This is a genomic window from Aerococcus sp. 1KP-2016 (genome assembly GCF_002252085.1).
GTDB lineage: Bacteria > Bacillota > Bacilli > Lactobacillales > Aerococcaceae > Aerococcus.
Genome location: NZ_NEEY01000010.1, coordinates 21,886 through 34,021 on the forward strand (window position 1 = coordinate 21,886; position 12,136 = coordinate 34,021).

Consider the following 12,136-nt stretch of genomic DNA (forward strand, 5'->3'; position numbering starts at 1 on the left):
ATATGAAGTTAAACTTTTTCTACCAACAAATTCTTAGTTTCCTCGTTGTGATCGCAGTGACCATTGCTGCGATGGGGGTGACCTTGTTTTCTTTTTCAAGAGATCAAGTATTACTACGTCAGGAACAGCAATTAAATGATATTGCCAAATTTGTTGGTGGTCAGACCATTACGACGGATTTCTTAGCTTCTATGGAGCCTTTGTTATCTTCATCAAATATGAAATTATTTTATTTCGATGCGAATAATAATTTGCTGTATCCAACGGAAGAAGCTGAAGAAATTCCGACAAATCAACTATCTGATGAAGCTTTGGCAGATTTGCAGAACGGTAAACCTCTAGGCTTACAAAGTTTTGAAATGGGTTTTGCTGAGAAAAATGGCGATGCGCTAGCTATTTTCATGCCACTGACAAGTGCTGAAGACCAGTCTTATGCGGGGTATTTGGTATTAGGTGTGCCATCCAGTCAATCGGATGCGATCATCGACAACTTAATGCAGAATGTGTTGAAAGGCATTGCGATTGCCTTAATTATTGCGGTACTATTCAGTGTATTTATCGCGGGTTATCAAAATAAACGTATCCGACGTTTGCGAGAGGCAACCCAACAAACTGCGCAAGGCGACTATTCGGTACGCTTAGAAGTGAGTAACATTGATGAGTTTGATGATTTAGCGGAGGATTTCAATCAGATGGCCCTATCCTTAGAGAAATCTGAAGTTGAAATCGACCGTCAGGAAAACATTCGACGTCAATTGATGATGGATGTGGCACATGAAATCCGGACACCGCTAACAACAATGATTGGTCTCTTAGAAGGATTGCGCCAAAAGGTACTACCTGAGGATAAGATTGATCGCAGTGTTGACTTGATGTACAAGGAAGCGAATCGCTTGAACCGTCTAGTAAATGAAAACTTAGATATTGAAAAAATTCGTTCTAATGAAATTGTTTTATCGAAGAGCAATTTCAATGCTGGAGATGTTTTACGAGATATTGCCTTGCAACTAACGGAAAGCGCCAAAGCGAAACATACTGTATTTGATGTCGATGTGCCGGATAATGTACCAGTCTATGCCGATTACGATAGATTCCATCAAATTATCTTTAATATTGTGCAAAATGCGGTACAATTTACCAATGATGGAGAAATATATTTGAGTACACTCTTCCAAGACGGGAAGACTTATATTAAAATAAAAGATTCAGGTATGGGCATGACGAAAGACCAAGTAGAAAATATTTGGGAAAGATTTTATAAGGCCGATATTTCACGAAAAAACAATGAATTTGGTGAATCAGGTTTAGGCCTTTCCATTGTGAAACAATTGGTTGAGCTACATAAGGCTACGATTCATGTTGAAAGTGAAGCGGGCGTTGGTACGATCTTTACGCTTGTTTTCTTAAGTCGCGAATTATTAGCACAACAAGCAGATGCAAAATAAGGAAAAGAAGAAGTTGAGTAAAAGGCTTTTATGATAGGGGCAAGGACCCTATATTTGTTTCGACAAGTAGCATGTGAAGTATAGATACTTGGCTCAACTTCAACAAAAGGATTGAATAGGTATGTATTTTTTAGGACCACTCCTTGAGTGGCTAAGAGACCTATCGAATGGACGCATCCTGAACTTTCATTTGGTGGAACTCTCGATTTTTAGTTTAGACAAAACAATTATATATATGATTGCTTTGTTGGTGATTCAAGCAAGCTATCTCATTTACAAAAAGAGAAAGCAAGACAATTTTACAATCAATTGGTTTCGCGAATTGGTGAAATTTGTCTTCGTCACATATATGATTTTATTAGTCCATTTAACGGTCTTGCGTTATGATTGGATGTGGTGGCAAGACAGTTTCAATTGGCACCGATCTTTTGATGAATTAAATTGGGTACCATTAGTTGATACAATCAAGTTAACCAAAGGTTCTACCTTTTCATATTGGTATAATTTCTTTGGTAATGTCCTTTGGTTTATGCCATTTGGGCTTGTGGTGCCCTATATATTTAGAATGAAGCATGCTTTTTTCAAAACTTTATTTTGGGGATTAATGTTTAGCTTATCAATTGAAACGATGCAATTTTACTTAGAAACCGGCGTAAGCCATATAGATGACGTCATTTTTAATGGCGCTGGGGTAATTTTGGGTTATCTCATGTATGATGTATTACAAATAGGACACATGTATTTTAAGAGGAGAAGAAATAATAATGGCTAGAAAAAGCGCACAATTACCAAAGAAGGAACTTCGTAAATGGGCAACAGTCCAGGTTAAGAAGGGCCAAATTTTATTAACAGAAAAAGACTTCGTAAATCCACCACAATTTACTGAAGGTGAATTGGTGGAAATTATTGGGATTGACCACGAATTCTTAGGTTATGGTTATATGGCCAAACAACAAAAAGGTGTTGGTTGGATTTTAACAAGAGACCAAAACGCGGATACAGGTTTGTTGGATAATTTAGCATTTGTGCAAGAAAAATTGCAAGAAGCTAAGAACCAACGTCAAAGCTTATTAATCGATGATACAACAACAGCTTTCCGTATTTTCAACGGTGAAGGTGATGGTATTGGCGGTTTCACAATTGATTGGTATGCTGGATATGCCTTAATTCAATGGTATTCAGAAGGTATCTACCGTTACCGTAAAATTATTTTAGAAGCCTTGAATAATGTATTCCCTGAATTAAAGGGCATTGTTGGTAAAAATCGCTTTAACTTAGATGGTAAAGCAGATTTCCCACAATCAGAAATTCTAGCTGGGGATATTCCAGAAACATTAACTGTTCAAGAAAATGGTGTGAATTATGTTGTACGTCTTGATGATGGCTGGATGACAGGTATCTTCCTGGACCAACGTAATGTTCGTAACTTTATTCAATCTGAACTTGCACCAGGCAAAACAGTCTTAAACATGTTCTCATACACGGGTGCCTTTTCAGTGGCTGCTGCCTTAGGTGGTGCAACTGAAACCATGAGTGTTGACGTAGCCAAACGTAGCCAACAATTGACTGAAGAACAATTCCAAGCGAATGGTCTTGAAATTGGTGAACAACATAAAGTTCGTGTGATGGATGTATTCAATTACCTAGACTTTGCTAAATCACATGATTTACGCTTTGATATTGTGATTCTTGATCCGCCTTCATTCTCACGTACCAAAAAACATACCTTCCAAGCAACGAAAGACTATCGTAGCTTAGTGGCTGATGCGTTATCAATCTTAAACCGTGGTGGTTACTTGGTAAGTTCTACTAATGCAGCAAACATGTCAAGAGAAGACTTTATCAAGCAAATTGGTGAAGGTTCGGACGATGCACATGTGGATCTTGTGCCTGTAGAATCATTCAGTTTACCAGCAGATTTCCCTGCACCTAAAGGTAACCCAGAAAGTGACTACCTAAAAGTAGAAATTTTCCAAAAAGCATAACATAAGGGCTATCCTTTGAAACGAAATATGCAGCATGTAAAAAAGCTAGGACTTCATAGGTCCTAGCTTTTTTGAATGGATATATTATGATTAATGTTCGTTTGGATCGTTACGTGCGTCGTCATGGGTAGGGTGGATTGTTCCTGGTACGTGGTCGGGACCTGCGTAAATTGTGTACAATTTCAATGGTTCATCACCTTTGTTTGTGATGTTGTGCCATTTGTTAGCAGGAACAAATACTGCGTCATCAGCACTTACTTCTTTTTCGAAGTCTAAGTTGTCTTCAGTTTCCCCAATTTGGCATAATCCTGTACCTTGTTCGATACGGATAAATTGATCGATACCATGGTGAACTTCTAAGCCAATGTCATCGCCAGGAAGGATATTCATTACTGTTACTTGTAATTTTTCGCCTGTCCAAATTGTCGTACGATAATTATCGTTATTGATTGTTGTTTCTTCAATGTTAGTTACATGTGGTTGTTTACCATAATCTTTTTCGTCAATTGCCATTGTAAAAACCTCCTAATTTTAGTGCATATAGTAATGGATACTATATAATTAATTATACACCTTGCATATCGAAACACAAATGAAATGGGGTTCAAAAATGTTGTTATTAAATCATTTTTTGACACAAAGGCGTCTTCATGCAAGTCTTGAGAATATTGACGGATGGGGCTTTTTGGCTTTCCTTTTTAAAATAGTATATGATAGTTATAGTAGATAAATATATATTAAGATGAGTGAAAAGAGGAAAAAATGTATGTCATATATCAAATTAAAGGATGTCGTGAAACAATATGGTTCAGGTGACACAGCCATCTTAGCCAATGATCATGTGAACCTAGAAATTGAAGAAGGAGAGTTTGTTGTGATTCTCGGACCATCAGGCGCGGGGAAATCAACACTACTGAATATTCTAGGTGGAATGGATGCTGTTACGTCAGGCGATGTGATTGTTGCTGATAAAAATATTGCCGGCTATGATGAAAAAGGTCTGACGAATTATCGTCGTGATGAGGTTGGCTTTATTTTCCAAAATTATAATCTCATTCCCAATTTAACAGCACTAGAAAATGTAGAAGTCTCAGAAGAAATTTCTAAAGATTCCCTATCAGCAGCGGAAGCGTTGGAAGGTGTGGGGCTTACCAAACGTAAAAATAATTTCCCAGCACAATTATCTGGTGGGGAACAGCAGCGTGTGTCGATTGCACGTGCAATCGCGAAGAACCCTAAACTCTTACTGTGTGATGAACCAACAGGGGCATTGGATTATGAAACAGGGAAAAAAGTACTCGGTTTCTTACAAGATTTAACCACTGATCATGGAACGACTGTCGTCGTAATTACCCATAACCAAGCGATTGCACCAATGGCTGACAGAGTGATAAAAATTAATGATGGTACTGTGTCCTCCCAAGAATTAAACGAGCACCCAACACCAATTCAAGAGATTGAATGGTAAGGGGGCGAATGTAATGAAATATAAGAAAATTTGGTTGGATGGTTTTCGTGAAATTAAGAATACCATCGGACGTTTTTTAGCGCTATTACTGATTATTGCCATGGGTACGGGTTTCTTCGTAGGTATTCGAGCAGCGGCGCCAGACATGATGGCTATTGCTGATAAGTATTATCAACAAGTGAATTTAGAAGACATGTCGATTCAATCAACCATGGGTCTGACTAGTGAAGATACGGCCATTTTGGATGATATAGATGGTATCCAATATGAAGCTTACGCCTTTGCCGATAGACAGGTTGCGGATAGTGAGGATTTAGTCCGTTTTTATCCCAACTTTAATGCATCCGGTGAGCTCAATCAATTTGCAGTGACAGAGGGTCGTTTGCCAGAAAGTAAGACAGAAATCGCTTTGGATAGCCAACTAGCGCAAACCAATGAATCTATTTATGGCATTGGTAAGGAGATTAGCTTATCCGATTTAGGTGTCACAGAAAGTGAAGATATAGAAGCGCCAGCCCTTTCTGAAGAAACCTTTACGATTGTTGGTTACGTGAATTCACCACTACAAATTTCAAATATCTCACGGGGTGCGACCAGTATTGGGGACGGGAAACTAAATGGTTTTGCTGTTGTTTCACCAGAGGTCATTACGGGTGATATCTTTACTAGTATCGCAATTGACATCACCGCAGCAGATAATTTAACAGCTTATTCAGATGAATACAACGAAGTGATTGCAGATAAGAAAGCGGAAATTGAAACTGCGTTTGAAGGTCGACCACAAACAGTCTATGATGAAACAGTCACCGAGGCTACTGAAGCAATTTCAAGCGGTCAGGCAGAGATTGATAGTGCACAAAAAGCATTGGCCGATGGAGCTAGCAAAATCAGCCGTAGCCAATCACAAATTGATGAGGGGCGGGATGCCTTAAATCGTCAACAAAGTGAAGTTGAAGCGCAATTACCTGAGGGGGTTACGCTAGCACAAGCCGGGTTATCTAGTGTAGTGGCACAATTAGAAGCTGGCTCAGCATCTCTGGATGATGCTCAAAGCCAAGTGGATTCAGCCCGCAAAACCTATGAAAGTGAAAGTATCAAAGCTAGCGAATCGCTCTCGTCTGCTGAATCTGAACTTGCTGAAGCACAATCGACTGTAGATGACTTGGAAGTACCTGTGTATCACATAAATGACCGCTCGAGTGTGAATGGGTATACCGCTTGGGAAAATAATGCCGCCAATATGTCAACAATTGGTCAAGCCTTTCCGGTTATTTTCTTCCTGATTGCAGCCCTCGTTTCCTTTACCAACATGCAACGAATGGTAACGGAACAACGGACACAAATTGGTACCTATAAGGCACTAGGTTATTCACCACGCGTCATTCAGATTAAGTATTTGATGTACGCCAGCATTGCCGCCATTTTGGGTATGGTCATTGGGATTCCAATTGGCAATTATCTATTCCCTAACATTATTGTGACGGCATTTGCGGATACGGTAGCTTTACCTGGCATGATATACACATGGCAAATCACGGACATTAGCTTAGCAGTATTGATTTCATTACTGACGACTGTTTTACCAGCTTACATCACTACACGCAAGACCTTGCGTGAACGTACAGCACCATTGTTACAAGCTGTAGCCGGTAAAAATGGTAAACACATTTTCTTAGAACGATTCAAAGGTTTTTGGCATAAGTTGAGCTTCCAATCTAAAATTACTTGGCGAAACATCTTCCTCTATAAGGGCCGTAATCTGATGACGATCATTGGGGTTGCTGGGTGTACGATGTTGATTGTAACGGGATTTGGTCTAAGTGATTCAATCTCAGACTTACCACAAGATCAATTCCAACAAATCAAAACCTATGATGGTTACGTCACTTTAAATATGGATGCAAGTCAGGAAGAACGTGAAGCAGTTATTCAAACACTGAATAACCAGGAACAAGTAAATCAAACGCTAAGTTTACACCAAGAAGTAATGACAACAAATGATCCGGCAATCACCCAACAAATTGTGACTGTGATGGCTTTTAATCCTGAAAGTGATTTTGAAGATTTCTTCTTATTAGAAGATTTATCTAGCGAACAACGACTAGATCTACCAGATGATGGAATTTTGATTACGGCCAAGTTGGCATCCTTGTTAGATGTAACGACAGGAGACAAGATTGTACTAACAGACACCGAAAATGTGGAACAGTCTTTTGTGGTGAAAGGCATCGTGACGAATTATTTGGGCCACGATATCTACATGTCTGAACAATACTATGCAGATACATTGGGCACAGATGCTGAGGTGAATTCAGCCTTTGTTCAATTCGAAGCTGGCACATCAAACGATGATCAAACAGGTATCATGGAGAAGGTAAAAGATATGCCAGGAACGATTGGCAGTCAACTCAATGCAGGTTTGATATCAGACTTTGAAGAAACCCTTGCAGCCTTAGATTTAGTGACAGTTGTCTTAATTATTTCTGCTGGTGGATTAGCTTTTATCGTCCTTTATTCGTTGACCAATATCAATGTATCTGAACGGATGCATGAGTTGGCAACGGTGAAAGTACTCGGTTTCCGTTCACTTGAAGTGAGTATGTATGTGTATCGTGAAACCTTATTCCTTACATTGATTGGTATTATTGTTGGAAACTTTATGGGGTATGGCTTACTATCCTATATACTTGAAACAATATCTATTGATCAAATTTACTTCCCTATCGTGATTAATTGGGATTCCTATTTATTTGCTAGTTTCATTACCTTGGTCTTCTCACTCATTGTTATGGTATTCATGCATATCAAGTTGAAGAACATTGAAATGGTATCCGCATTGAAAGAGGAAGATTAATACAATCGAAGTACCATTATTTCTAATGAAAGTTTTAGGTTTGCAAAAATTGACAATACCCCTGAATGTATATAGAATAGGGTTGAACTGAATGTCAAGAAGGATTTACATTGTAGGAGATAATCATGTTGATGAATAGGGTAGCAATTGTGGTACAACCGGTCACTAAAGATCACTCAGGAGAGATTCGTGTCTTAGTGGATCAAACAGTATATAAAGCAAAGAGCGCCATTCCTGACGGAGAATTCATGCAGAACGAATTAGTTAAAATTTGTCGCATTGAGGACAATGTCGCTTATTGCCAACGTGGTATGCTAGACAAACAATATGATCAAGATATTGCCATGTCTACAAGCATGTAAGCATACTAAATAAATAATTATGAAAGACAGATTAGGGTAGACCTAGTCTGTCTTTTTTAATTATAATAAATGCAAGAAGCGGATGTGAAAACTGCGGAAATATTTGAATACACAAAAGGTTTACAAAACTTTTACACGATTCAAAGACAGATATTTACATTTTCACAGTAAGATAGTTGTGGGACACTTATTGGGATTTTTTCGGAGGAGGAAAACATGTCTAAGAATCATTTTATTACGACTAGTCGTTTTGTATTATCACTAACCGCAGCGGGTATCGTTGGTTTAACAACTACTCATGCAGTTCAAGCAGATGAAGTTGCCACTTCAACAAGTTCGCTAGCAGCTGAAGCTGTTTCAAGTGAAGTGACTACTGACGTTACTACCGAGACACCAACTGAAACAACCGAGGCAACAACACAAGCATCTGTTGTTGAGACGACTGCGGTTGAATCTGCAACACCAACTGAAGCAACTACTGAAACTGTTTTAGAAGCACCTGTTGTCGAAGAGATTGTGGCGGCTGAAGCTGTTGTGGCAGAGGATGTAGCAAGTGAACCAGTAGCAACTGAGGAAAAGGTTGTAAATCCTGAAGCATCAAGTGAAACAGATACTGATGGTGACGGTCGTGTTGATACCATTACGATTGCACATACAAATGATATGCATGGTCGTATTGAGCAAAGTGGTTCAAGTGTGATTGGGATTGCTAATGCCTCTCAATATTACGAAGAAGTAGGCGCAGATGTGGTCGTTGACGCTGGTGATGCATTCCAAGGTTTACCAGTATCTAACCATGATCAAGGTGCAACTATGGCGGAAGCGATGAACCAAGCTGGCTACGATGCAATGGCAGTGGGTAACCATGAATTTGACTTTGGTCAAGATGTGGCAACTGCCTATGAAGACAAAACAGGTTTTCCTGTACTATCCGTAAATACTGTATATGCTGACACACAAGAATATGTATTCACACCAAGTACTAACGTTAGTACACAAGGTTACAACTTGGGTGTTGTCGGTGTAACTACACCCGAAACAGCAACTAAAACACATCCTAATAATGTAGAAAATATCGAATTCTTATCACCAATTGAAACAACTATTTCTGAAATTTCACGCTTAATCGCAGACGATACAACAGTTGAAGATGCTTTTATCGTTTTAGCACATTTAGGTATTGATGCAACAACAAACGAAGAATGGCGTGCAACAGCTTTAGCAACAGCACTTGATGATGTTGAAGCTTTCAATGCATTCCAAATTGTCATCTTAGATGGTCACTCTCATAGTGCATATGCAGATGAACATTATGGTAACGTGTTATTACAACAAACAGGTACTGCATTAAATAATATTGGTTTGGTTTCACTTAATTTTGTAGATCCAAGCCAAACGAGTGGTCAATTAGTAGCTGCTAGTGATGTATTAACTTCATTAGGTTACGAGTTTGATGCACGTGGTAATGTGACAGTTGAAGGTCGTACTGATGAAGCGATTCAAGCAATTTTGGATGAAGCTAGTCTAGCTTATGAAGAAGAGACAGGTCGCATTATCGTTGAAGAAAATCCAGTTTGGTTTAACGGTGTACGTGAATATGTACGTTCACATGAAACAAATGCAGGTACCTATATCACTGATGCAATGGTTGAATATGGTCGCAATGGCGGTTTCGTAAACGCAACTGATTTTGCCATGATTAATGGTGGTGGTATCCGTGAACAAATCGCTGAAGGGGAAGCAATTACTGAAGGTGACGTGATCGCTGTTTTACCATTTGGTAACATCATTTCGCAAATTGAAGTGACTGGTGAAACGATTTACGAAATGTTCGAGTTAGCATACTCAGCAGCAACAATCACTGAACCATATACTTCTTCAGATGGTAATTACACTGTAGAGACAATTGATGAAGATTCTAGCTTACCTAGCCTTGCAGCTTTAGGTGGATTCTTACAAATTTCTTCTGATATCAAAGTATACTTTGATCCTACTTTAGCAGCGGGTCAACGTGTATTAGGTGTTTATGTGTTAAACCGTGAGACAGGAGAATTTGAGCTAGTAGCAAATGATACAACGGCTACATACTTCATGGCTACTAATGACTTCCTGGCACAGGGCGGGGATGGTTATACCATGCTTTCTGGTGAACGTGAAGAAGGTCCTTCTCTTGATCAAGTAGTGATGGATGCAATGGAATTTGGCTATGTAGATTTAGCTTCATACGCTGATCCATTACCACAAAATCAAATTATCCCAATCTTGACTGCGGATTATAAAGCCTTACTTGCAGCTGGTGAAGAAACGCCAGTTGAAGAGGAACCAACAACTGAAACACCTGGTGAAGAAACACCGGTTGAAGAGGAACCAACAACTGAAACACCTGGTGAAGAAACACCGGTTGAAGAGGAACCGACAACTGAAACACCGGTCGTTGAATCAGGTGCTGCAACTACAGAAGATACAGAAACTGAATCTAATAAGGAAGAAGCGACTGATGTAACTTCAACTGAAGATGATGCAGAGAAAGTTGCTGTAGCAGCTGCAGCGACTGCAAGCTTACCAGAAACTGGTTATGCTGGTAACTTTGGTTTAGCAATCTCAGCAATCTTAGGTGGTTTAGGCCTAAGCTTATTCCCAAGCCGTAAACGTAAATAATGCAAAAAGACTGATGGACGTCTTATATAAAGATCCGTCACAATAAATAAAATAGGCTGGGACAAAAGGCCTCTAAAAAGGCGTACACAATTCTTAATAAGCGTTGTGTACGCCTTTTACTTTGAAAAAATTCTTATACATTTTGATTGAAATATATCATGGGAACAGGTGTTAAAGTACTGAAAGTGTAGTTCCTTAGCCGTGAGAGAGGATGAAGTCGAGACCTTGGCTCGATTTCAAATTGAAAGACCTTGGCTTTCAATGGCCCCACGGCTTACAAGGAACGTACACTGTAAGGACAAAAAAGCTATGATTTTAATTCTTTGTCCTAATCTCTTTTTGCATGTACATTTACTGTAAACCAAGTAGGTTGATTAATAGTGGAATCGTGACGACTGAAACAAGGGTGGATAAGAACACATAGTTAGTTGAAAATTGTACATCTCCACCATAGAGTAAGGCATAGGGTGTAGCTACGGCTGGTCCAGGTGTTGCGATAATGACAATTAGGGTAGATAGAATAATCGCATTATCAATAAAGTTACGGAATAAGAGGAAAATAATAATTGGCAAAGCAATCATTTTGATAAACATCAGGGCGTATAACTTCGCGTTGGAAAAAGCTTGGCGAATGTTTGAATGGGCAATAGCCATTCCGATAACCATCATGGCAAGTGGTGTGGTTGCCCCACCAATCACGGTGGTTGTTTCTGCAATTAAACTAGGCAAGCGCCAATCCATCAGGAAGCAGATGAGTGAAGCTAGACCAGCTAAGAAGCCAGGTGACAAAAATAGGCGCTTAGTTAATTGTACAAAGTCTATGTTATGTTCACTATGTCTGCCCATGACCCAGACGCCAAATGTGTACACAAATAAATTACTGGGGATATTAATGAGAGAAGCATAGAACATAGCGCCCGTGCCATATAAGGCAAGAATCAATGGCAAACCCATAAAACCATTATTTTGGAAAACAGTCAGGAATTGTACAGTCCCCTCAGTGGCTCTTTGTACAACTATTATTCTGGGTACGAAGAAGGAAGCAATAATGAAGATAATCCAGGTGAGTGAAGCTATCACGAGAAATTCTAAGGCGTCAGACTTGGTGCCTAGTTCCCCCGAGGCATTAATTGTGGACAGGATGAGGGCTGGCGAGGTGACAACCGTAATCATTTGGGAAAGGTCGTTTTGAATATGGTCACTGAATATATGTTTTCGTTCAGTAAGGTGGCCTAAAAACATGATGATAACGAGAATCATCATTTGCGTAACGGACGTCATAACTCCACTCCTTATGTTGAATTTATTTCATTATATCAAACAATTTGCATGTAAAATGAGAAAAAAATCAGCTTCATAAAGAT

9 protein-coding genes are annotated in these 12,136 nt (G+C 39.3%); 7 read left to right on the top strand and 2 right to left on the bottom strand.

Annotated features, from left to right (window positions below; translation table 11 throughout):
* The first annotated feature begins 2 nt into the window (after positions 1-2).
* From B9P78_RS03410 to B9P78_RS03420, 3 genes are all read left to right on the top strand, one after another.
* Entirely contained in the window at positions 3-1,445 is a 1,443-nt protein-coding gene (locus tag B9P78_RS03410) for a HAMP domain-containing sensor histidine kinase (protein WP_094518142.1), read from the top strand.
* A gap of 121 nt (positions 1,446-1,566) precedes the next feature.
* A complete protein-coding gene (locus B9P78_RS03415) occupies positions 1,567-2,217 on the top strand; it encodes a VanZ family protein (RefSeq protein ID WP_094518143.1) in 651 nt (216 codons plus the stop codon).
* The gene (locus tag B9P78_RS03420) at positions 2,210-3,430 is read left to right on the top strand and encodes a class I SAM-dependent rRNA methyltransferase (RefSeq protein WP_094518144.1); all 1,221 of its coding nucleotides are present in this window, start codon (positions 2,210-2,212) and stop codon (positions 3,428-3,430) included. The genes B9P78_RS03415 and B9P78_RS03420 overlap by 8 nt, the downstream gene beginning before the upstream one ends.
* Before the next feature lie 90 nt (positions 3,431-3,520).
* On the opposite strand, the gene B9P78_RS03425 is transcribed toward B9P78_RS03420, so the two are convergent.
* A complete protein-coding gene (locus tag B9P78_RS03425; RefSeq protein WP_094518145.1) occupies positions 3,521-3,943 on the bottom strand; it encodes a cupin domain-containing protein in 423 nt (140 codons plus the stop codon).
* A 253-nt stretch (positions 3,944-4,196) separates the two neighbouring features.
* Between B9P78_RS03425 and B9P78_RS03430 the strand changes: the two genes are divergently transcribed.
* The 4 genes from B9P78_RS03430 (at position 4,197) to B9P78_RS03445 (ending at position 10,772) form a co-directional block, all read left to right on the top strand.
* Positions 4,197-4,898, top strand: coding sequence for an ABC transporter ATP-binding protein (locus B9P78_RS03430; RefSeq protein ID WP_094518146.1), 702 nt, complete (start codon positions 4,197-4,199; stop codon positions 4,896-4,898).
* A gap of 13 nt (positions 4,899-4,911) precedes the next feature.
* Positions 4,912-7,752, top strand: coding sequence for an ABC transporter permease (locus B9P78_RS03435; RefSeq protein ID WP_094518147.1), 2,841 nt, complete (start codon positions 4,912-4,914; stop codon positions 7,750-7,752).
* Between the two features lie 125 nt (positions 7,753-7,877).
* Positions 7,878-8,114, top strand: coding sequence for a hypothetical protein (locus tag B9P78_RS03440; protein ID WP_094518148.1), 237 nt, complete (start codon positions 7,878-7,880; stop codon positions 8,112-8,114).
* A gap of 216 nt (positions 8,115-8,330) precedes the next feature.
* A complete protein-coding gene (locus tag B9P78_RS03445) occupies positions 8,331-10,772 on the top strand; it encodes a 5'-nucleotidase C-terminal domain-containing protein (RefSeq protein ID WP_094518149.1) in 2,442 nt (813 codons plus the stop codon).
* A 351-nt stretch (positions 10,773-11,123) separates the two neighbouring features.
* On the opposite strand, the gene B9P78_RS03450 is transcribed toward B9P78_RS03445, so the two are convergent.
* Complete coding sequence (locus tag B9P78_RS03450; RefSeq protein WP_094518150.1) at positions 11,124-12,053, bottom strand: AEC family transporter; 930 nt, start codon at positions 12,051-12,053, stop codon at positions 11,124-11,126.
* Positions 12,054-12,136: the final 83 nt, after the last annotated feature.